This is a genomic window from Streptomyces sp. NPDC051218, from assembly GCF_044455475.1.
Classification (GTDB): domain Bacteria; phylum Actinomycetota; class Actinomycetes; order Streptomycetales; family Streptomycetaceae; genus Streptomyces.
Window position 1 is genome coordinate 24,526 of sequence record NZ_JBITEU010000005.1, and the last position, 20,639, is coordinate 45,164.

The following is a 20,639-nucleotide window of genomic DNA, read 5'->3' on the forward strand; positions in this document are numbered from 1 at the left end:
TGTAGTCATCGCTATCCGCGGCTCGTGTAACCCCGATCTGTTGCGCGAACTGCTCCCCGGAGCCGAGATCTACACGGTGGCCGATCTGGGAGCCCTCGCAGAGGAAGTGGCCCAGGAGGCGGAGATCCTGGTGCTGCGCTCCGGACAAATCCTCGATGCCCCGCGCCTCAAGGCGTGGCCCGCGCTGCAGCACGTCATCCGGGCCGGCTCCGGCCTGGACGGCATCGACACCACCGCGCTCGCCGCCCGCGGTATCGCTATGCACCGCAACCCGCACCCGGCCGCCAACGCAGTCGCTGAATGGGCCTTAGCGGCGCTGTTGTCGCTGGCCCGCCGCATCCCGTACGGGCAGGCCGCCCTCACTGCTGGCCAACACACCAAGCAGGCGTGTCTCGCGCCGCCGGTCGCGGCTATGCGGCTGGGGATCTGGGGCGCTGGCCCCGTAGGGCGCTCCTGCGCCCAGGCCCTGGGCCCGCACGTCGCCGAAATCGCGTACGCGGCCCGGGCGAGCCTGCCCGACTCCTTCCCCTCCCAGCCTGCGCAGGAACTGCTCGCGTGGGCCGACGCCCACCTCGTGGCTCTGCCACTGACCAAGGAGACCCGCGGGCAGTTCGGCGCCAGCTACCTGGCCGCTGCCCGCCCCCGCCGCCCGATGCTGATCTGCGTCGGACGGCTCGCCACCCTGGACCTGGACGTCTGCCTGACCGCTCTGGCCCGCGGAGACCTGAGCGGGCTCGCCCTCGACCCCATCGAGCAGTCCGACCTGCCGCTGCTGCCTCACGATTCGCCACCGCTGAACCTGCTCGCGACCCCGCACATCGGAGCCCAACGCACCGACGTCCGCGCACACCTCGACGCCTGGGTCGCCACAACGGCCGCTCAGTCCTTGTACACACAAGGGGATGTAGACAGGTGACCGCGCCCTGGCGCGCGAAGCGGCACAGAATCGCCCAGCAGACCGCAGCCGGCCTCGCCGACCAATACCCTGACGCCGAGATATGGCTGGTCGGCGCGCTCGCCGAGCATCTCGCCCACACCCGAAGTGACATCGACTTGCTCGTCGTCGTGCCCACCGCCGAGCCGCCGGCGCTCCGCTCGCGCCTTGTCGCCGACATCCGCGTTGATCTCCGCGCCGTCGCCGCCACCGCGGTGGACGAATGGCGGGAACTACTGGCGGACTTCACCGTGACCCGTGACGACGTGGAGACCTTCCGCCGGGTCCGCGCCCACCTGCCGGATCTCACGCTGCTGCGCACCGCCCGGCAGATGACCAGCGACGGCACCGCCGAGGTCCTGGAGCCCGCGCTCCGTAACGGCTACCGCCGGTGGGCCCTCGCGGACCGCTGTGAGACTGCGGCGAGCCTGGCCGAAGACCTCGTCGGGCTGACCGAGGCGGGCCTGTACCGTCACGCCGACCTGGTCTGGGACCGGCTCACCGTGATCCTCGCCCAAGCCGAGACGGTTGCGGCCGATGCCCCGTTGCTCGGCGAGAAATGGCTGCCCAGCCTCCTGATGCAGTACTACGGCGCCGACGAGGACGCACCCGTCCCCACCATGCCCGTCCCCGACTGGCCGCACGCCGCAACGAGCGGCAGCCCATGGTTCGCGCCGGTCCAAGTCCGCCTCTCCACGGCCTTGTTGTCCCTTTGGCCGCTCACCTCAACCACGCCACCCCATCCGCTCGAGGAGAGAGGGCTGGCCAGCTTCGGTTGGCTGCCGCAGAGGTACACGGACGGTTGGTTCCTGCGCCGCGGCGACGTACGCGTCCCGCTCTCCGAGGGCGAGCTACACGCCTGGCGCGACGCCGTCGCCCGCCAGACCCACTCCTGATCTTCCTGTCCTGCCACTGCGACGAGGAGGCCCTGGTGCCGAACACCCTCACCACCCCTATGACCGGCTCCGATGTGTGGCTGCCGCTTGAGGACTCGGCCGATGACACCGCCGTCTCCGTGATCCTCAAGCTCCGCGGCGAGACCTGCGACGTCGACTGCCTGTACTGCTTCGAGAAACGCAAGCTGGCCCCGGGCGGCGTCCAGATCACCCCCGATCAGGTCCGCCATCTCGGCGAGATCTTCGGTGTCCGTCCGCTCGCGATCGAGCTTCACGGAGGGGAACCCCTCACCGTCGGCAAGCCGGCTATGGCCGCCCTCCTTGACGCCCTCGCTGCCCAGCCCACCGTCACCCGGGTCCATCTGCAGACCAACGCGGTGCGACTGGACGCCGAATGGCTCGACCTGTTCGACGCTCATTACCCGCAGCTGCACATCGGCATCTCAATGGACGGCGACGAACAGGGCAACTCCTGGCGCGTCGGCTACGACGGACAGCCCATCTACCCGCACATCGCCAGGGCCCTGAACCTGCTGGCCGAGCGCGGGCGCACCTGCGGCATCATCACCGTCGTCACCCCCGCCGTCCTCGGCCGCGCCGCTGAGGTCATCGACCACATCGCCGCCTTCGACGCCGTGCGAGCCATCCATCTCGTACCCGCCTTCGACACCACGATCACCCAGCCCCTGAAGGCTGCAGGCGGCCGGCAGAGCCCCAGCCGCCGCCTCCAGACCGATGCCATGACCCCCAACGGTCCGGAGTGGGCCATCACCCCCAGCCAGTACGCCAAGTTCGTCCTCGACGCCGCGGCCCAGTGGATCGCTGCCGGCCACTTCCGTCGGATCAAACTCGACCCGGCCGTCGCCGCGATCCGCCGCCTGAAAGGGCTTCAAACTTCCCACTGCCACTTCTCCCCACTCAAGTGCTCCCACGTCTTCACCGCCTACCCCGACGGCCGCTTCGGCTCCTGCGACGAACTGCCCTGGCCCCGCGCCCTACTCCTGCCGCTCGACGCAGCACAGGGCGAGGCGGACATCACAGCAGCCCAGCACGCCAACCCGCTGCTGAGCAGCGGCCGGGAGTTGATGACCAAGTGCACCTCCTGCGCCTACCGCACCACCTGCGGCGGCGGATGCACCGCCACCCGCTGGCGCATGCACCAGGCCAACGACAGTGACGACGCCTACTGCGACCACCGCGCCCAGATGATCGACGGCCTCGCCCACCTACTCGCCGCCCCCGACCACCCCGCCGGTGCGCACTGCCGACGGGCCCGGTGGCGGCCCCGCATCCCCAACGAGATGGCGGACGCCGAGGCCTTCCTTGCCCATTGGGACGACCCGGGGGCACCCCGCAAGTTCGTACGGCTGCACACCAGTGAGCACGGCAACATCAACGCCGTAGGGTTGCCCGGACTGCACGAGGCCGATGACCTTGACCCCTGCCACCCCCGCTGGCAGGAGAGCATCGAACCCCGCGTATGGCCCCTGATCGACGTGATCACACGCAGCTGGCGCGCTGTCACCTACGACAGCTGCCAGGGCCACCCCTACTCCGGCACCGCCCTCGAACCCGCGACCTTCCGCGTGGGCCTGCTGCCCCGAGACCGTGCCGAGTACGCCACCCTCGCGGCCCGACTGTGCCGCGCAACCGCCGCCACCAACGGCTACCTGCCGCCCACCGTCACCGCGCAACTCGCCCGCACCGACCTGACCAGTACCAGGACCGGCATCCGGCATCCCGCCCTCGAGGTCAGCCTCATCCCCACCAACGGCGCCGCCTGGGAAGGCTACTTCGCCGATCTCGACCAAGCCGCCCGCGTCCTGACGCACGCCGCCCGCCACACCCCGACCAGCCAGCAGTGCAGCTGCACACTCCGTCCACCCCGCACGGCCACGGAGGCACGATGATCCACATCGCCGAGACCCTCGCCGTCGGCAGCATCGAGGGCTTCCTCACCCCCGACGAAGTCCGCGAACTCACCGCCGTGATGGGCGCCGCTGTCGCCGCCGACGGTATCCGCCAGTTCGACACCGAGCGCACCGCCACCTTGCACTCCATCCCCGGCCACACCCTCCAGCAGGCCATGTCTGTTTACGAGCCCGCTGGCCGCCTCGAAATCCATCCCCCACCCCAGGCCGCCGCCACCATCTTGGCCGCCGCCGTCGAACGGGCCATGCCCGCCCTGCGGCGCGCTCTTCCCGCCCTCACCGCCTGCCGGGAGTGGATGTACGTCGAGTACGGTCCCGGCCAGCACATCACCCCGCACATCGACGGCGTCGCCCCCGACCCCTCGGCATGGCCCCGACAGATCGCCGGCATCAGCGTCGTCCTCGAACACGCCGAATCGGGCGGGGAGTTCTACGTCGAGACGACATCCGGCTCCGCCCTGTGGAACGACGAGGTGCCGGGCGAGGACTACCACCCGTCGATGGCGTTCACCCACGATGGCGCCGACCACTCCGCCGATTGGTTCCGCACCATGCCTCGTACCCGGTGGACCGTCGCCCCCCAACCCGGTACCGCTCTCCTCTACGGCTCTCAACTCACCCACGGCACCGAGCCCGTCCACACCGGCAGGGAACGCAAGTTCATCAGCTGGCTCATCAGCGAGAACTGAACCTGCTATGCCCGCCCGCAACCGTGGCCCGCCCAACAACCCCTCCCACCAGGCACATCCGACCACCCCTCCATGGAGGAACGATGACGACCAGCGACACCTTCGACGAGTTCCTTGCTGCAGTGGACGACCTGCACGACGGCGGCGCTGTCCGCCTCACCGCGCACACCGCCAGCGTCTCCGCCGACGCCTGGAGCGAACCGGCCGAATCCGCCCAGGCGGCACCGGTGGCCAGCACTGACTGAGCCGACGACCGCCACCTCGTGCACCACGGAACAGGCCCCGGTGCCGGTGCCCCTCGGCCCGGCACCGGGGCCACGTACCGAAGGAGCCCTTCCCCCATGAGCGACATCAGCGATGCCCTGCACTTCGACGCCGTCCTCGCCCACCAGACAGCACGCACCGCGGACATCCACCGCGTTCTCCAACCCGACAGCGCCCGCCCGGCACCCACAAAGCCCGCTTCGCTGGCGTACGCACTCGCCCACCACCAGCTCGAAGGCGCCGAAGCCGCCGCTCGCCGTCGCGACTCAACAGCCTTGACCTGGTACCGCACCGACGCCTCACGCGACTTCATGCGCTTCACCGTCGATACCTGCTTGGGTCCGCGCATCGTGGTGGCCCCGCCTCAGGAACACATGATCCGCACCCCGCTCGCTGAGACCCCGTACTACGTCCTCGGGCCCGACACGGCCCCCGCCACCAACCACCATGCTGCGCTGGCCAGCAGCGCATTCGCCCACACCGACGATGCCGGGCTCGCAGGACTCACCGCCACGCATGCTGCCGTGGTCTGCTTGATCGGACACCGCAGTCCGGACCAGATCCTGCGTAACTTCACCATCACGCGCCTCCCTGCGACGGTCTTCACTGACCACATCGGCGACCCGGTCGTCCTGGGCCGTGAGCTCGTCCACGAAGCGGCACACAACTGGCTCAACGACGCTCTCGCCGCCCTGCAGATCACCATCCCCGAAGAGGTGACCTTCTTCTCACCCTGGCGCAACACCGAACGGCCCGCGTTCGGGTTCCTTCATGCCTGCTTCGCATTCCCCCTCACCGTTATCTACGCCGCCCATGTGCTCCCGGCCGCCTCCGGACCGGCACATACGGTGCTGGCCGACCATCTCCGTCAACAGCGCGTCCACCTGGCCCGTACCGGCCACGACTTCGCCCAGGCCCTCAAACTCATTGATCACGAAGACCTCCGGCAGCGGCTCGACTCCGTCTACCACCTCGCCCGCACGCTGTGACCCGACCTCGAGACTTTGATCCGGGCCTGGTGAACATGATTCACGCGAGTTCCTCGTCCACGCCGGTGAACTCGATGGCGCGCCGGGACGTGAACGACGGCTCGGCTCGGAAGATGTAGCCGATCTCGAAGACCTTGTCGATGCCGGCGGCGATCGCCATCTGCTTGAAGGACTGCGGTAAGGGCAGAGCAGCAAGGCCTTCTCGATGGGCCGTTGATGTTGGGGCCTGAAAGCCAGTCGGTAACTCGGCTCCCTCTGCGTGGTGTTGCTGGCCGGTCTCCAGCCCTCTGTCGCTTCCTCGGCCGGAGCGGCAGTGCCTCGAACGCTACGCGTAGTGGATATCACAGCAGTAATTCTTGATCGGCCTGTTGGGCGCTACGGTGCCAGAAGAGTCCAAACTTCGGTGCAATTAGGCGAGCTCTCGTCGAGTAATTCGAAGGAAATATTGAACTCTTATCACGTGCGGGATGCCACGGAAGAGCGTGCACGAAATTCTAGTGAAAGGGATCTACGCGGTGGAACGTCTTCTCCGTGTTGGAGGCCTGGTTCAGGTTGTCTCTACCGCGCAAAAAATCCGCAAGCACACGGGCCCACTGCCCCGCACTGCTCCATCTGAACTCCGCCTCTGCATGAATCGCTCTGCTTCGGGCGTAGGGGCGGGTTCTGGCGCCCTGTGTGTCAGAGCGCACCACGTCCACGGAAATCTCCGTTGGGCGAATCGAAGAGGAAGGAGCACATCGTGCCCGAGACGGCGCCGCCGCCCGACGGCGGTCTCCTCGTTGCTGTGGAGGTGCTGGCCGGTGTTCATGACCGGCACGACAGCAGTGCCTCGGACCCTGGCCAGGGTTCCTCTGGTGACGGCCCCTGGCCTGGTGGTGACGGGCTGAATCACTCCGCATAGCAATTAGCCAGATGGCTGGACGGAGGGGCCGTGTACGCGGCCTCTCCGTCGCCGCCTAGAGAAGGGACATGCTCATGGACCACTCTCTGCCGCGCGCCGTCGAGGAAGCCCTGGGATGGGACGGGCCCGGCCAGCTCGGTGTCCAGTTCGCCCGGGGAAGCCTCAGCAACACCGAACTGGTGCGGCGCTTGCTGACACCGGCTCGCTTGCTCGACGTGGTCATGCGCCGCAGCCTTGAGAACCCGCAGTTCCGGTGCTTCAAGGGCGGTGAGGAGCTGCACCCAGACGCGTACCTCAACCCCCAGGTCACACTCCGGGGCCAGACCATCCCGATGGCCAACATGCGCCGCCTGGGCAGCCTTCTGGATGAGGGGGCAACGGTGATCCTGGACCAGGTCAACACCTTCGACCCGACCATGGAAGTCGCCTGCCGAGCCATGCAGTGGTGGGCCCGCGAACACGTGCAAGTGAACGTCTACCTCACCACCAACGACGCCGCGGGCTTCGATCTGCACTGGGACGACCACGATGTGCTGATCATCCAGCTCGACGGTGAGAAGCAGTGGGAAGTCCGCGGTACGTCCCGCCCAGTGCCGATGTTCCGTGACGCCGAGCGGAACAACACCCCCAGCGAGGACATCGTGTGGACGGGCACGATGAAGGCCGGCGACGTCATGCACATTCCGCGTGGCTACTGGCACAAGGCCACTCGCGTAGGTCGAGGCGATGGGCAGAGCCTCCATATGACACTCGGCTTCGCCAAGCGAACCGGCGTGAGCTGGCTGACCTGGCTCGCCGACTGGTCCAGGGAGAAGGAGCTCTTCCGGTACGACCTTGACCGCTGGGGCGGCTCAGAGCGGCAGGAATCGCAGCATCGCGAACTGGCCCAGAAGGCAGCGGAATTGGTTTCGACGCGAGGCCCGGCTGAGTTCTTGGCTCTGCGGGAGCAGGAAGCCATAGCCTCTCGCCACGTGCCGCACCTGAATATTCTCGGCCCGCTCGAAGCCGTCGTGTGCATCACCGAGTTCCCTCCCCACATCGGGGAGAACTCCGAGACCGTCACCGTGCTGGGTGCAGGCAAGAAGCTCACCTTCGCCGCCAAGGCCGCACCCGCCCTGCGCCTGCTGTTGAGCGGCAACCCGGTACGCCTCGATGAGGCCGCACGCGCTGTGGGCCCGGAGGCCGAGCAAGTGGCAAAGATCCTTACCAGGGAGGAACTGTGCGCGAGTCTGACCCCGGAGTTGTCCTTGGGTTACACCGATCTCGTTACGAACGCCACCTCCTGACGGGCGCTCTCGACCTCGGAATCCGCGCCATCGACACCAGCTTCAACTACCTGGGATTCCGCGCCCACGAAGTCCTTGCGAAGGTGGCCGGTGATGTCCTCGGGCAGTTCCGACTCGCCACGAAGGTCGGCTACTTCCCGGCAGCCGGCCGTTCGGCACACTCCCTCGCCCCTGGCCGTCTGCGCACCGCGATCGAGCAGACAAACCGCGACCTGGGCCGCACGCCCGATCTCGTCTTCCTTCACAACCCCGAGGACTCGCTGCACGGCGAGCCTGCTCACGCCCGTGAGACCTTGGCCAACGCCTGCAACGCACTTCAGGAAGCGACGGCTGAAGGGCTGTGCCGAGCATGGGGAGTCGCATCCTGGAAACCCTCTCTTCTCCTCACTACAGTCGACCTCACAGCACCGAGGCCGTCTGTTCTGATGACCCGTGCCGGGCTCCTGGTCGGATCGGAGACCCTCGACGCCTCGGACGCCCTGGCAGGCATTTGGGGCATACGTGACGCAAATCGATGGGGCATGAGTCCCTTCGGTGGAAACGCCACAGACCAGGTATGGACCGAATTCGACCCACGCATCTTTCTGGAAGAGCCCCCGAACCAACTCTCACGTCTTCAGGCAGCGTTCCGGGCCGCCTACAGCCTTCCCAAAGTCAGCACAGTCGCGGTCGGCTCGGACAACCTGGCTCACCTGCGAGAACTTCTCGAAGCCCTACGCTACGAGGTCGACACCGACAAGGTCCTGGACTACCGCGGGCTCCTCCGCGGCCGAGGAGTAGCCACATGACGCCCATCGCGTCCGCCGTATCGACAGTCGACCTCCGCAAGCAGCCGGTCGACGCGGTTCTCGAACGCGTGGAGCGGTCCCTGCAGGCCCGCCTGGACCGTTCCACAGTGGTGCGAAAGCGACGCTCCGTCGGCGCCAGGACGGGCCGCGATACGTGGGTACGGATTGAGCGGCGCCTGCTCGACAAGATCGGCGACCAGGGCTGGAACGGCACCGAGAGCGCGGCCCGACTGACCGGAGTCAGCCAACCCGCCTGGCATCAGTGTGCGGTCTGGCGCGATCCGCACGACGAGGCGATGTGGCGGGCCGACGAGACCGACCTCCTCCCCGGAGCAGCCGTCGGCACCAGCGTGCTGGCCGAAGACCCGAAGCTGTCAGACGAGTGGTGGCAGTCCCTCAACGCCTCGCTGGACGCACTCGCCGCGCATCGCACCGCACGCATCGCAAGCCCGGACACCGTGACCATCACCCAAGAACTGGTGACCAAGACCATCCAAGGCGTCTTCCCCAACGCCACCGATACGATCACAGAACACTGGCAACCAGCTCACGCAGATCTGAACTGGGCCAACATGACAGCTCCCCAGTTCTGCCTCTTCGACTGGGAAGACTGGGGGATGGCCCCCCGCGGACTCGATGCCGCGTCCTTGTGGGGCAACTCCCTCGCCGTACCCGCACTCGCCGACCGCGTACGCCAAGAGCGACGCCACGACCTCGAAAGCCGGGACGGGAAGGTGATGACGCTCTTCATCTGCGCGAAAATCCTCGCCTCAGACGCGCACCCCGAAGATCCACGCCTCGAACCCGCCCGCCATACCGCGGATTGGATCAACCGTGACGGTAGTTGACGTGCAGCAGGCTCACGAGCTGGCCGCCAGCCTGCTGCAGGAGAACCTGCCACGAAGATGGGCGCACACGCAGGGCGTGGCCGCCTGCGCTCGACGACTTACCGTTGTCGTCAAGGACAAGGCTTCGCTGCTCGAAACGGCCGCTGTCCTGCACGACATCGGCTATGCGCCTCCGCTTGTCGCCACGGGGTTCCATCCCTTTGACGGTGCGCGATACCTACGCGATGCCCAGGTCATAGACAGCCGCGTCGTGAGGCTTGTAGCCAACCACTCCTTCGCCTTGCTGGAAGCGGAGGAACGCCATCTCCACACGGAACTGGCCGACGAATTTCCTTTGCCCGACGATCCGTTGCTCGTTGACGCGCTCGTGTATTGCGACATGACCACCACACCGGATGGGGAGAGCACAACGTCCGAGAAGCGCATCGCCGAAATCCTTAGCCGCTACGGCGCGGACAGCATGGTGGGGCGGTTCATCCGCCGGGCCGCACCCGAGATCCACGCCAGTGTGGACCGCGTGCGGGCGGCGGCGGACGCCGCGGGCGTGATGCTCTGAGCTTGCTACCCCAGATACGGATAAGTGCCGGCCAGGTAGTGGCCGATCTGCTCGTGCATGCTGGAATGAATGTCGAGGGTGCCGAGGTCGTCCGGATGAACCCAACGGACGCCGTCTGCTTCGTCGTTGACAGTGGGCTTGCCGCCAACGGGGCGGCCGATGTAAACGACCTCGAACTGCTGGCGGATCTCGCCGTCGGTATAGGCGACGATGTGCGCCGGGTTCGAGTAGACGCCGAGGAACCCGGTGACCTCAGCGATGATGCCGCTCTCTTCCTCACATTCGCGTACGGCACACTGGCCAGGAGTTTCACCAATGTCCTGCGCGCCTCCGGGCAGAGCCCACTGGCCGGTGTCACGACGCCGCTGCAGGAGGATCTCGCCCTCGCCGTTCACCACGAGCAGGTTGCTTGCGGGGATCAGAGTGTTCGCCTTGGGGGCCTTGGGGTCGTAGTAGTACTCAGTCCTGCCCACTGCGGGAGTGCTCCTGACTTTCGGGCGCCCAGGGGCGCGCTGTTTCCCAGACTGCTTCGAAGCTCTCGTCGTACCGGTCGAACCACTCAGCGTTGGCGATGCGGCGCAGATGAAGGAGCGGGTTCGCACTGGCCGGTTGGCCCCAGATGTGGGGATTCACTAGGAGTTGGTCGTCATAGCGGAAGATCGAGTTGTACAGCGTTGTGTCATGCAGCCGAACCTCGCAGCCCAGATAGCCGACGAGAGTACGGTAATAGGTGAGCGACGCTCTGATCTTGGCCGCAAGGGTGTCGCCGATACCCTCCTCAACCCCGCGGACACGTACCGCCTCTCCGGCCGGATCACCGAAGCACAGCCGCACCCGGACACCAGCGTCGGCGCGCTCCTGGAGCATGCGCGCGATGCGCGGGTTGGACTGAACAAAGAACGTGCCCGAGAACACCAGCACATCGATCTGCTTCGCCGAACCCTGCAACAAGGAGATCCAGACGTCACGAGGGACGCTCGCCCGGTTCGGGTACGTCCCGAAGACCTCGGAGTCAGCGGCATCAAAGCGGGACGCCTTCTGGCCCGCGCCCGGCCACAAGTACGCCTCATCAACCTCGACCAGGTTGGCGACGGCCCAGCGGTGGCGGCGGTGAGGGACCCGGCCGCCGACCCAGCGGCTGGCGGTCTTGGGGTCGACGGAGCAGGCTTTGGCCACGTCTTCCATTGTCAGCCCGCGCTGCACGAGTACAGAGCGAAGTCGCTCATTCACTCACGCAAGACAACCGGACAAGCCGACCTCCCGCAAGAGCATCTTCCGCCAACACCATGGCGCAGCGAGAGCGGCGTGTCTGCCTACCCTGGTGACGTGCCACTCATCGTGCTCTGGGACATCGACCACACACTCATCGAGAACTCCGGTGTCAGCAAAGAGATCTACGCGGCGGCCTTCACGACTGCAGCCGGCCACCCTCCCACCCGACCGGCTCGCACAGAAGGGCGGACCGACCGGCTGATCCTCGCCGAGATGTTCCGCGACCACGGGATCGAACCACCGCCGTGGGAATTCAGCGCACGCGCATTACAGGCAGCGGGGGCCCAGAGAGAGGCGGAACTCGCGCAGCGGGGCCGTGCACTCCCCGGTGCCCGCGAGGCTCTGACAGCAGTGGCGGCCCAGCCAGACATGATCTCTTCGGTACTGACCGGCAACATTGCCGCCAACGCCAAAGTGAAGCTTCGGGCCTTCGACCTGGACGTGCTCCTCGACATGGAATGCGGAGCGTACGGTGAGCACTCCGAGGACCGAGCGGCCCTCGTAAAGGTGGCCCGCGACCACATCCAGGAGACCCACGGCCTGGCACACGAAACTCCCGTCGTCCTCATCGGCGACACGCCGCGCGACGTCCAGGCCGCCCACGACTCAGGAGCCCACATCATCGCAGTGGCTTCCGGAGTTCACAGTGCCCAACAACTCGCAGCCGCAGGGGCAACCGTCGTTCTCGACGAACTTGCCGACACACCTGGGTTGTTGACCCGACTGCGGAAGCTCTCTCACGCGTCAGACTGAGAAAACGTCCCGGGACGTCCTGAAGAGGTCCCGCGACGGCGTTCAGAGTCCTTGCAGGTCACGGCAGTCTCTCTGTGTCGCCGACGGCCGGCTACGCCCGGCAGGAAGGCTCACCAGCTACTCCCGGGCCGACACGTGCTGCGTCCCCGCGCAGGCAACGGTCGTTCAGCGCGGTCCCGGACGAGCAGTTGGCGACGAGTGAGGCACCCTAGTCGGGCGTGCCTCGACCCCACGAGGAGACGATCGCCGTGCTGGCCGTGAAGCAAGACCATCCCGTGACTGCGACCATCAGACGATGTGGACGTTGCAGGTGCCATCTGAGTCGCTATAACAGCGGGGAATGCTGCGCCCGTTGCGATCGAGTCATGAATTCCCGAGAGCTTGAGGGGCCGCACATCCCTGCTCATGTGTGGGACCGGGCTGAGGTTCAACAGTCCTTACTCACACGGGACTTCGGACAGCTCTGTTGGCTGATCCGACAGCTCTGCACACTCAGGCAGGAAGACCTCGCCGCAGTGACCGGGCTAAGCCAGGCCTACTTGTCGATGCTCGAATCAGGGTCTCGTCGACTCACGCACATCGACAAGATCATTCGAATGCTGGAGGGCTTGCAGGCGCCAAGGGAACTCGTGGGACCCATGCTGCTGGGTAAAGACCGGAGCAGACACCATCCAATGCTGAGCATCCTGAGCGAGCTACGCCCCATTGGTGGCGACAGCAGTGCACCGCCGACCAGAGATGGAGCTGCCAGGTCCGACAGCGCCTGTACGGCGATACTGCGTGCCGTTCAGTAGTCCTACACCCTCTCGCCGTAGAGCACCCTCGCCAAATGATGAGGCCCATTGGATTCAAGAAGCCTCCTGAAGGATGCGCCGCCACGCAATTAGATCCCCAGGGCATCGAACGTTTGCCCTGATGGCGGACGTGCAACGCTCTGGCTCCTCGTGGACTCGTTGGTGTAGCCGGACAGAGTGTCCGGCCCGTTCTCGGCCCGATAGGGGATGTTGAGCCCGGCATGGCAGCCCGAATCGCTCCCTGATCTCGAGGGCCTGCTTGGCCGCTAACGTGGATGACGGACCAACCGTCGGGGAGGCAGCGCACATGCGTGGTCTTGGGGATCACCTCAGCGTCGGAGAGCGGATCGCGTTCTACCGCGAGCGCCGGGGCTATACGCAGTCTGTGCTCGCCGGGCTCGTCGGGCACAGCACCGACTGGCTGTCGAAAATCGAGAGAGGTGTGCGGAAGGCGCCAAGGATCGACAAGCTCGCCGAGCTCGCCCGTGTACTGCGGGTCCCGCTCGGCGACTTGCTGGGGCAGTCTGTCCTCCTGGAGGACGGAGAGAAGCACATGGACGACGTGCCAGCCGTTCGCGATGCGTTGATGAGCCCTCGGCGTCTGTCCAAGCTGCTGTTCGGTCGTACACCGGAGCGGCAGTTGCCGCGGCCGGATCAGGCGCAGGTCTTCGTCGAACGCAGCTGGAGCCACTATCAGGCCGGCGTTCTTGGGGATGTCATCGCCGCCCTGCCCGGTCTGCTCAGGACTGCCCAGGAGATGGAAGACCTTCCGAGTGGCGATCAGCGCCGACGTGGCCTCGCCGTCTCGGCTCGTACGCATCACCTGGCGGCGACCGCCCTCGCCAAGGTCGGCGAGTCCGACCTGTCGTGGCTCGCGGCCGAGCGCGCCATGCGGGCCGCCGACGAATCCGAGGACCCGCTGGCCCTCGTGTCCGCCGCCCGCTCCGGCACGCACGCACTGCTTGCCAACGGGCGCTACTCGGACGCCCTCGAATTGGGCGATACCGCGGCGGCCTGGCTCGCGGGTCAGGTTCGCGACGACGACCCGGCCGCCTTGAGCCTGCTTGGCATGATTCATCTGCGAGCCGCTGTGGCCGCCGCACGTCACCAGGATCGCCACACCGCCAACTCCCTGCTGGAGAAAGCGAAGCGGCTCGCCGACCGGCTCGGCACCGACGAGAACCACTGGCAGACGTGCTTCGGCCCGACGAACGTCGAGCTGCACCGCCTGTCGATCGAGCTTGACCTGGAGAACATCCCGTACGTCGTCGAGCATGGCAACATCAACGTCTCCCACATGCCAGCGGAACGCGCCGTGTCCCATCGCATCGACTACGCCCGCGGCCTCTGCCTCACCGGTCGCTTCGACGAGTCATTCAGCGAGCTGCGGGAGGCCGAACGCACCTCGCCGCAACTCGTACGGAACAATCCACGCGTACGCGAGACCCTTCGCGACCTGAGGAAACAGTCCCCGGTCACGGGTGGCAGCCACTCATCCGAGCTGCTGGCCATGGCCCAACGATGCAGGGCGGTGCAGTGAGTTCGGTGCGAGGCAAGGTGTTGGGCGTCGTGGGATCGAGCGCCGGCGGGGTCGAGGAACTGCGTACAGGGCTCGTGATCCCGGCGCTCGAACAGGGCTGGACGGTCGCAATCACGCTCACACCGACGGCAGGGCAGTGGCTCCGCGCGAGCGGGGAGACCGCCGAGCTCGAAGGGCTGACCGGCCTCCCCGTCCGCGCCGATCCGCGTCTGCCAGGCGACTCCCGGCCTCATCCGCCAGTCGACTGCTACGTCGTCGCCCCAGCGAGTGCCAACACCGTTGCCAAACTCGCTCTGGGAATCTCAGACAACCAGGCGTTGACACAGGTCAACGAGGCCATCGGGACACTGGGCCTCCCTGTAGTCGTCTGGCCCCGGGTGAACGCCGCGCATACCCGCCACCCCGCATGGGAGGGACACATCAAAGCCCTTCACGATGCGGGGGTGCGGTTGATCCACGGAGACGAGGTGTGGCCGCTCGCCGAGCCGCGGGCAGGGATGCCGGGCCGCCGGTACCCGTGGGAAGCCGTATTGGACGAGGCTGGCAGAGCGGGCGTCTGACAACCCATCAATAGCATTAAGGCCAATAGGAATTGGACCCGGACAGTCTGTCCGGGGCCTTCGTCATGACGGGCGCCAACCTGAGGGCATCACGGACTAACGGAGGCAACCGGTGCCTGATCAGGGACTGAGCACGGCGCTCCCCGGCGCGAAAGCCTTGAGCGACCCATCTAGGAGCTGCCCGAGCGCACGCACGAACGGGACGGCTAGCGGTGACTACTCGTCTCGACGCTCGTCAGAGGCCGCCCTATCGCCAGCAGGAACGGAACGCATTGACGCGGACACCCCCACACCTGCTGGCGGCACCCGGCTCTGCAGTCTCTGCCGATGCCGTCTGAGTCGGTACAACGGGGAAGACTTGTGTGCCGGTTGCAGCCGCGACACACGGCACCAGGCAGGGACCGCGCGCAGCATCCCCAAGGACCTCTGGCAGTTACCCGATGTCCGGCAAGCCTTGGTCAACCGCGAATTCGGGCGCATGTGCCAGCTGATCAGACAGCACAGTGGGATCCGCCAAGACGACATAGCCGCAATCACCGGCCTGAGCCAAGCCTTCCTGTCGATGCTCGAGTCCGGTGCCCGCAAGCTGACCAACATCGACAAGATCATTCAACTGCTGGATGGTCTACAAGCTCCACCAGAACTCACCGGACCGATGCTGCGGCCCAGCATTAACTACCAGCCTCGTGGCTCCGCGACGACGGCTCTCTCGCGGTACTGACCTCGCCGCATTCGCCGCCGCCTGCGAAGACAGCACCACCACCCGGAACCTCGCAGCCAACACAACGCCGTAGCACCCAACCGGGATCCATCCGGTCCCGAAGATTCACTTGCCCAAACCGTGCCGGATGGCGAGCTCCACGGGCGCATAGCGCCCATCCGGGCGTTCGAGCCGATACTGCTCTGCCGGGTAGAGCGGCGGCTGCGCCAGGAACCGCGGGGACATCGCGCGCGGTGAGGCTGGGCAGCGTGCACCAGTGCCAGATGCTCGTGAGAATTCATCGCGCAGACCGATGTACTTCCCTCACCCTGATGGAATGCCGAACACCATCACCCCGCGGCTTCAGTACAGAGCCACAGCAGTGCGCCCGCGCTGGGACGACCTCCCGTAGGACATCCGACGGGTCGTCTCCCGACGCCTTGGCGGTGTAGTGGACGCAACGCTGAGCGCCGGAAGCGGGTTCACCAGCGGCTTCGCCGCCGTGCTCCGTGGAGCTGGCGAACACGAGTTCGTCAAGGCAGTCGACGCCGAAGGTTGTCATGGTGGCTCGTTGCAGCCCCGGTGCGAGCGCACTACCGCCTGATCGGTGACAGTGTCGTTCGGTGAGTGACGGTCACAGACGCGGCTTCAAGCTGAGACGCGGAGGGTGTCCTGCTGCGGTCTACAGATGCGCCGTCGGCTCCCGTATCGTCGCTGAGAGGCCGATGCGCGTGCGGGGGTTGCGATGGGTGTGGTTACCGAGCTCTCTGTAGAGGAGTTCCTAAACCTGCCTTTTCCTTCGTTGTCCGAGGGTGGCTATGCCGGGCTGGTCTTCTTGGTCTCTCGTACTGCCGATGCTCCAAAGCTGCAGGAGAGATTCCTCAGGGAGTGGAGTGACATCCACGACGTCACGGCGCACTATCTCGGAGTCGTCATCCCTCATCCGAGAGGCGCCATGCCGTTGGGCGGCGCAGGAAACTACGAGGCGGTGTTGGTGCGCGGTGTGGAGCGCCTCAGCAACCCCGACAAGCGTCACTCCTGGTACCCGGAGGGACAAGTGCCGCTTAGGCAAGGCTCCGGGGATCATGTCCGTGTGCACACAAGGGCCGCGCCTTCCCTTCCCCGAAACAGGCGCATACATGGGCGCCAGCTCACCCTCGCGGTCAATGAACTGCAGACCTTTTTCGGGATCTCTGAGGTCTTACTGCCCTGCGCAGTGGTGATTTGTCGGCAAGAGCAGAGGGTCATCGCTGTCACGCTGGATAACGACGGCAGCGTGTACAGGCTCCTCAAGGAGGTTAAGTCCCAGCTGGAAGGCCACCTCTCGGACCTTCGGCAATATGCCGCGGCGGTCGAGGAGGTGAAGCGGGAGCTGCGCGCCCACGGCGAGCACGTGGACGCCGTCCATCGCGATTGCGCAGCGGCCCGAAGGGCTTGGGAGACCGAGAGGGATGAGGTCATTGCTGTGCTCGCACGCATCGGAGGGACGCGCACTGACCGTGATGGCCGGCTGTGCAGCTGGATGAGCAGACAGCTCGCCAGTGAGGAACCGCTTGCTGATGACGACCAGGCCGCAGTGCAGGAGGTATTGCGTCTGTTCGAGTCGCCGAACGTCGCATTCCTCAGACTGCCCCACAGGATTCCTCGTGTCCTGGAACAACGCGAGAGGTTCCTGGAGGCTAAGCATCGCCTGGTGGCGGCCGAAGAGCACAGCCGCTCGATAATGGATCGCAAGGACCACCTCACCGCGCAATACGCAGCAGCCGCCAATGCATCCGCGCTTGCGGCCGCTGTGACGTCAGCGGGTGAGGCACTCGGTCTTGAACCCGCAGGGCCACAGCACGGGCTTCTCTCCTGGCGACGCATTGGCTGGCCAATTTCGGTCCTGAAACTGCCGGAGCAGAAGTCACCGACCTTCGGAGTCGTGCGGGGATGACCTCGCAGAGGCGCCAGCCACCAGTTCCCGATGCTGGTTTCGCACCGCTGCTAAGTGATCAGTTGGTGGACGAACGTGCCAGGAAGGACTCACTTGAGCAGCGCGGGATCGCCGTGATTTCGAGCGCGGGAACTCTCGTCGCTATCATCCTCGGCTTCCTCTCCCTCACCCGACTCGGGGATGCGACTCGGATGCCGCCTGCGGCGCTGGGACTCCTCGTCGGGGCACTCGTATCCCTGAGTGTCGCGTCCGCGATGGGGCTCTCCATCAATCTCCCGCGGCATCTGCCAGTCGTGGAAGTAGGTGAACTCGTACAGCAGTCAGAAGCGGCGATCACCCATACGGAGCTGGCATTCCAATGCGCGCTGCTAACTGCATTGCGGAATCAGAACCGTACGCGCGCACAGGTACTTTTTTGGGCGCTGCTCCTGGAAGTCCTCGCCCTCGTCATGCTGGCGAGCAGCGCGCTGCGGACCTTGTGGCCAGCACTCTGATCTTGGCAGCGGCTCGGTCATGCATATTTAGCACGCAGCGTATGAGGCTACGGTGCGCTCCGGTCCGGGGCCTGACGGTTCTTGCGTAGACCCAGCCTGTCCGGCCAGGAGCCGGTCCATGGCTGCGCGGATGCGGGTGCGTTCGTCCTGGTGCTGCTGGTTCATGTCAGGGCCTCGGCGGGTCGATCCCCAGAACAAAGCGGGCCGATCTATCGCGCAGGCACGGCCGACGAGACGCTGCGCCGTCTCACCACGACAGTAAAGAGATCAACAGCGCCTACCGCATACGCCCCCCATGCCGCCAGAGCCTCAACCGAGGCGAACCGGTCAGCAGGATCCCGTGGGCGGGCCGGTCGCTACAGTGGCTCACCGCCTGGGCCGCGCGCACAAAGGGACTGTGGTCAAGAGGTCGTGGGATGTGGCGGGCGGATCGTCGGGAGCTGTCTCATCGATTAGTTGCGCCGCACGGCGTTCCAGGGCAGCGACGTTGGCGGAGTTGTCGATGGTGGCGACGCCGTTGATGGTGACCTTGAGTGGCTCGGCGACGAGTGCGGCGATACGTTCGTGGAGCACCTCCAGGGCGACCGCCTTGGCGGAGTTCAGCCGCTCGTATCGGCTGGTGAGGTCGCGGGCATCGGTGTCGGGCCCGAGCTGGGCCTGGAGCCAGCGCAGTACGTCGCTGTTCACACAGTTCCTCGAAGAGGCGGCGGGGAGGCGCACGACATCGGCCCCTCCCCGCCGCGCGGGGTAGGCCCTAGGCGGGATTTGCCTTCCGGGCGGACGGCTTGCTGGTCTGGGCGGGTGGCTGTTCGCTCTCCCAGCAGCGGGGATTGGTGATCTGCTCGGCCAGGACGGGATCCGACACGTGCTCGCCGGCGAGCAGCACCACGGGGATGCGCTCCACCGGGTCGAGAACATGGACGGTCGCGGCGAGGACGCCGAGCGACTTCACGGCGGCGCTCACAGTACGGTCGCGGTGATGTGGCAGTCCGGCGAGTACAGAACCGGCATCGCCGCGGCGGCGCCCTTGGTCCAAATCTGCACGGGGTCGTCCTGGACGTCGCGGGTTATGACGACGCCGGGGGCGTCTTCCCGCTCGATCTGCGGATTCGTGCCGCGCGACAGAGCCAGGGACTCGGTAGTGGTGCCGTACTGGGTCTGACCCCACTTCACGCGGTCCGGCGGCAGCATGATCCATCGGTCATCCGGCAGGACCCGCTTGGAGACGTCGTCCTGCCACACCTGTGCCTTGTAGAACGTGACCGGTGGAAGGCCGTAGTTGCCGCGCACCGAATTGATCTGCTGCGGGTTGAGCGTCGCGGTCGGCGTCTGCCCACCGGCCGGGGTGCCGTAGTACGCCGCCCGGTAAGACTGATTGCTGGCCAGATGCGACCAGGCCTTACGAGACGTGAGGACCATCTCCGGTGCGGGTGCGCCGATGGAGTCGAGGTAGTCGATCCACCGCAGCTCATCCGCGATCGGATCGGCATCCGGCGCGGACCACGGCTTCGGCGCGGTGGGCATGTTCGCCTGCGGAACGCCGTAGTCGACCTCGACGGTGAGGCCGTTCTCTCCGGCCAGGCTGAACTTGCCGTCCAGCAGCACGTCGCCAGCGGCAAGTTCGAGACGGGAGCGGATGGCTTCGACGTGGCGTTCCACGTCGTCGTACAGGAGCTCCACCAGGCGGTCCTCGTCCGCGCCACGTGAGGCGTCGAGGAGTAGCTGCTCCATCTCTCCGACGAGGAGCTTCTGGCCCAGTGCGGGGAGGGTGCCCTCGGTCTGGGTGGATTCGGCCTGCCGCTTCGCGAACGGCACCGATGCGTCGTAGGCGCGGTAGGAGGCCGTGTTGACGCGCCGCTTGGACTTCCGGACCCGCCACTTCACGTCCTTCACCTGCGTCTCGGCGAAGACGCGCTGGGTGAGGAGGAAGTCGGACGGGTTGGGGATGGATCGGGCGTAGACCGTCAGGTCCGCGACGGATACGCCCTTGAGGAGGTCGGCGACACTCATGCGCTCACCGGCCCGATGAAGCGGATCTGCGCTGCCGCCGGGTTGTAGGCGATCTCCGTCGGGTCGATGCCGCCGGGGATCTTCGCGGTCTTCACAGTGCCGTGCCAGAACAGTGCCGCGGGGACCTTGGTCGTGCCGGGCGTGAACACGGTCTCGGCGTACACCAGGCCGGCAAGGACCTCCCGGCCGTCCTTTGCCGCCGGGTCGTAGGGCCCGTAGAGGCCGGAGGTCGTGATGCGGCCGACCGGAACACCGGACCGCACATAGCCATGCGGCTGCACGGCTGTCGGCTCGACGAAGTGAACGTTCTTGGTGAGCTTGGTCAGGTCGAGGGTGATGGTCTCCGTGGAGTCAGTGCCGTGCCGGGACGCGAGCCAGTCCCGGTCAGCGGTCACCGTCACGGAGGTGGTGTACGGCTGGATCAACGCCGCTTCTCCTGGTGATGCTGGGTGCGGTCACGCACTCACCCGGTGGTGGCACGGTCCACGAAGAGACGGA

General features: G+C 66.4%; 23 protein-coding genes and 2 pseudogenes. 17 read left to right on the forward strand and 8 right to left on the reverse strand.

The genetic code is table 11. From position 1 onward, the window contains the following. The first annotated feature begins 40 nt into the window (after positions 1-40). The 6 genes from ACIBCK_RS16445 (at position 41) to ACIBCK_RS16470 (ending at position 5,703) form a co-directional block, all read left to right on the forward strand. Entirely contained in the window at positions 41-916 is an 876-nt protein-coding gene (locus ACIBCK_RS16445; protein WP_399390758.1) for an NAD(P)-dependent oxidoreductase, read from the forward strand. After that, complete coding sequence (locus tag ACIBCK_RS16450; protein WP_399390759.1) at positions 913-1,830, forward strand: nucleotidyltransferase domain-containing protein; 918 nt, start codon at positions 913-915, stop codon at positions 1,828-1,830. The genes ACIBCK_RS16445 and ACIBCK_RS16450 overlap by 4 nt, the downstream gene beginning before the upstream one ends. A 35-nt stretch (positions 1,831-1,865) precedes the next feature. Further along, positions 1,866-3,740 (forward strand): radical SAM protein, encoded by a 1,875-nt coding sequence (locus ACIBCK_RS16455; RefSeq protein ID WP_399390761.1) that lies wholly within the window; start codon positions 1,866-1,868, stop codon positions 3,738-3,740. Beyond that, entirely contained in the window at positions 3,737-4,450 is a 714-nt protein-coding gene (locus ACIBCK_RS16460; protein WP_399390763.1) for a 2OG-Fe(II) oxygenase, read from the forward strand. The genes ACIBCK_RS16455 and ACIBCK_RS16460 overlap by 4 nt, the downstream gene beginning before the upstream one ends. Positions 4,451-4,533: 83 nt before the next feature. Further along, on the forward strand, positions 4,534-4,695 hold the full coding sequence (locus tag ACIBCK_RS16465; protein ID WP_399390765.1) for a hypothetical protein: 162 nt from the start codon (positions 4,534-4,536) through the stop codon (positions 4,693-4,695). 96 nt (positions 4,696-4,791) lie between these two features. Next, positions 4,792-5,703 (forward strand): aKG-HExxH-type peptide beta-hydroxylase, encoded by a 912-nt coding sequence (locus ACIBCK_RS16470; protein WP_399390766.1) that lies wholly within the window; start codon positions 4,792-4,794, stop codon positions 5,701-5,703. A gap of 43 nt (positions 5,704-5,746) precedes the next feature. Here the strand turns inward: ACIBCK_RS16470 and ACIBCK_RS16475 are convergent. Further along, positions 5,747-5,890 (reverse strand): annotated as a pseudogene (locus ACIBCK_RS16475) (amino acid--tRNA ligase-related protein); the annotation flags it as partial. A gap of 788 nt (positions 5,891-6,678) precedes the next feature. On the opposite strand from ACIBCK_RS16475, the gene ACIBCK_RS16480 reads away from it, so the two are divergent. The 4 genes from ACIBCK_RS16480 to ACIBCK_RS16495 are packed head-to-tail and all read left to right on the forward strand — an operon-like array spanning position 6,679 to position 10,082. Beyond that, entirely contained in the window at positions 6,679-7,890 is a 1,212-nt protein-coding gene (locus tag ACIBCK_RS16480) for a JmjC domain-containing protein (RefSeq protein WP_399390768.1), read from the forward strand. Further along, positions 7,824-8,678, forward strand: a complete 855-nt coding sequence (locus ACIBCK_RS16485; protein WP_399390770.1) for an aldo/keto reductase — start codon at positions 7,824-7,826, stop codon at positions 8,676-8,678. Before ACIBCK_RS16480 ends, ACIBCK_RS16485 begins: the two co-directional genes overlap by 67 nt. Beyond that, positions 8,675-9,526 carry a hypothetical protein gene (locus ACIBCK_RS16490; RefSeq protein WP_399390772.1) on the forward strand — a complete coding sequence of 284 codons (852 nt, stop codon included), beginning with the start codon at positions 8,675-8,677 and terminating at the stop codon, positions 9,524-9,526. Before ACIBCK_RS16485 ends, ACIBCK_RS16490 begins: the two co-directional genes overlap by 4 nt. Next, positions 9,513-10,082, forward strand: a complete 570-nt coding sequence (locus ACIBCK_RS16495) for an HD domain-containing protein (protein WP_399390773.1) — start codon at positions 9,513-9,515, stop codon at positions 10,080-10,082. The genes ACIBCK_RS16490 and ACIBCK_RS16495 overlap by 14 nt, the downstream gene beginning before the upstream one ends. A gap of 5 nt (positions 10,083-10,087) precedes the next feature. Here the strand turns inward: ACIBCK_RS16495 and ACIBCK_RS16500 are convergent, their stop codons facing one another. Together ACIBCK_RS16500 and ACIBCK_RS16505 are read right to left on the reverse strand one after the other, a co-directional pair. Further along, positions 10,088-10,555, reverse strand: coding sequence for an NUDIX hydrolase (locus ACIBCK_RS16500; RefSeq protein ID WP_399390775.1), 468 nt, complete (start codon positions 10,553-10,555; stop codon positions 10,088-10,090). Further along, on the reverse strand, positions 10,542-11,312 hold the full coding sequence (locus ACIBCK_RS16505) for an XRE family transcriptional regulator (RefSeq protein ID WP_399390777.1): 771 nt from the start codon (positions 11,310-11,312) through the stop codon (positions 10,542-10,544). The genes ACIBCK_RS16500 and ACIBCK_RS16505 overlap by 14 nt, the downstream gene beginning before the upstream one ends. A 96-nt stretch (positions 11,313-11,408) precedes the next feature. Between ACIBCK_RS16505 and ACIBCK_RS16510 the strand changes: the two genes are divergently transcribed. The 5 genes from ACIBCK_RS16510 (at position 11,409) to ACIBCK_RS16530 (ending at position 15,722) form a co-directional block, all read left to right on the forward strand. Beyond that, a complete protein-coding gene (locus ACIBCK_RS16510; protein ID WP_399390778.1) occupies positions 11,409-12,107 on the forward strand; it encodes an HAD family hydrolase in 699 nt (232 codons plus the stop codon). A 365-nt stretch (positions 12,108-12,472) separates the two neighbouring features. Next, on the forward strand, positions 12,473-12,901 hold the full coding sequence (locus ACIBCK_RS16515) for a helix-turn-helix domain-containing protein (protein WP_399390780.1): 429 nt from the start codon (positions 12,473-12,475) through the stop codon (positions 12,899-12,901). A 307-nt stretch (positions 12,902-13,208) separates the two neighbouring features. Next, positions 13,209-14,441 carry a helix-turn-helix domain-containing protein gene (locus ACIBCK_RS16520; RefSeq protein WP_399391502.1) on the forward strand — a complete coding sequence of 411 codons (1,233 nt, stop codon included), beginning with the start codon at positions 13,209-13,211 and terminating at the stop codon, positions 14,439-14,441. A gap of 29 nt (positions 14,442-14,470) precedes the next feature. Then, the gene (locus tag ACIBCK_RS16525) at positions 14,471-15,001 is read left to right on the forward strand and encodes a flavoprotein (protein ID WP_399390781.1); all 531 of its coding nucleotides are present in this window, start codon (positions 14,471-14,473) and stop codon (positions 14,999-15,001) included. A 478-nt stretch (positions 15,002-15,479) separates the two neighbouring features. Next, positions 15,480-15,722, forward strand: coding sequence for a helix-turn-helix domain-containing protein (locus tag ACIBCK_RS16530; RefSeq protein ID WP_399390783.1), 243 nt, complete (start codon positions 15,480-15,482; stop codon positions 15,720-15,722). A 108-nt stretch (positions 15,723-15,830) separates the two neighbouring features. Here ACIBCK_RS16530 and ACIBCK_RS16535 read toward each other — a convergent pair. Then, positions 15,831-15,988: pseudogene (locus ACIBCK_RS16535) on the reverse strand (phytanoyl-CoA dioxygenase); the annotation flags it as partial. Between the two features lie 464 nt (positions 15,989-16,452). On the opposite strand from ACIBCK_RS16535, the gene ACIBCK_RS16540 reads away from it, so the two are divergent. Next, the gene (locus tag ACIBCK_RS16540; RefSeq protein ID WP_399390785.1) at positions 16,453-17,637 is read left to right on the forward strand and encodes a hypothetical protein; all 1,185 of its coding nucleotides are present in this window, start codon (positions 16,453-16,455) and stop codon (positions 17,635-17,637) included. Then, positions 17,634-18,131: a hypothetical protein gene (locus tag ACIBCK_RS16545; RefSeq protein WP_399390786.1), complete on the forward strand. Its 498-nt coding sequence runs from the start codon at positions 17,634-17,636 to the stop codon at positions 18,129-18,131. Before ACIBCK_RS16540 ends, ACIBCK_RS16545 begins: the two co-directional genes overlap by 4 nt. Before the next feature lie 366 nt (positions 18,132-18,497). On the opposite strand, the gene ACIBCK_RS16550 is transcribed toward ACIBCK_RS16545, so the two are convergent. From ACIBCK_RS16550 to ACIBCK_RS16565, 4 genes are all read right to left on the reverse strand, one after another. After that, positions 18,498-18,818 carry a hypothetical protein gene (locus tag ACIBCK_RS16550; protein WP_399390788.1) on the reverse strand — a complete coding sequence of 107 codons (321 nt, stop codon included), beginning with the start codon at positions 18,816-18,818 and terminating at the stop codon, positions 18,498-18,500. 67 nt (positions 18,819-18,885) lie between these two features. After that, positions 18,886-19,095 (reverse strand): hypothetical protein, encoded by a 210-nt coding sequence (locus tag ACIBCK_RS16555; protein ID WP_399390790.1) that lies wholly within the window; start codon positions 19,093-19,095, stop codon positions 18,886-18,888. Then, complete coding sequence (locus tag ACIBCK_RS16560) at positions 19,092-20,141, reverse strand: major capsid protein (protein ID WP_399390792.1); 1,050 nt, start codon at positions 20,139-20,141, stop codon at positions 19,092-19,094. Before ACIBCK_RS16560 ends, ACIBCK_RS16555 begins: the two co-directional genes overlap by 4 nt. Further along, entirely contained in the window at positions 20,138-20,566 is a 429-nt protein-coding gene (locus ACIBCK_RS16565; RefSeq protein ID WP_399390794.1) for a head decoration protein, read from the reverse strand. Before ACIBCK_RS16565 ends, ACIBCK_RS16560 begins: the two co-directional genes overlap by 4 nt. Positions 20,567-20,639 lie beyond the last annotated feature (73 nt).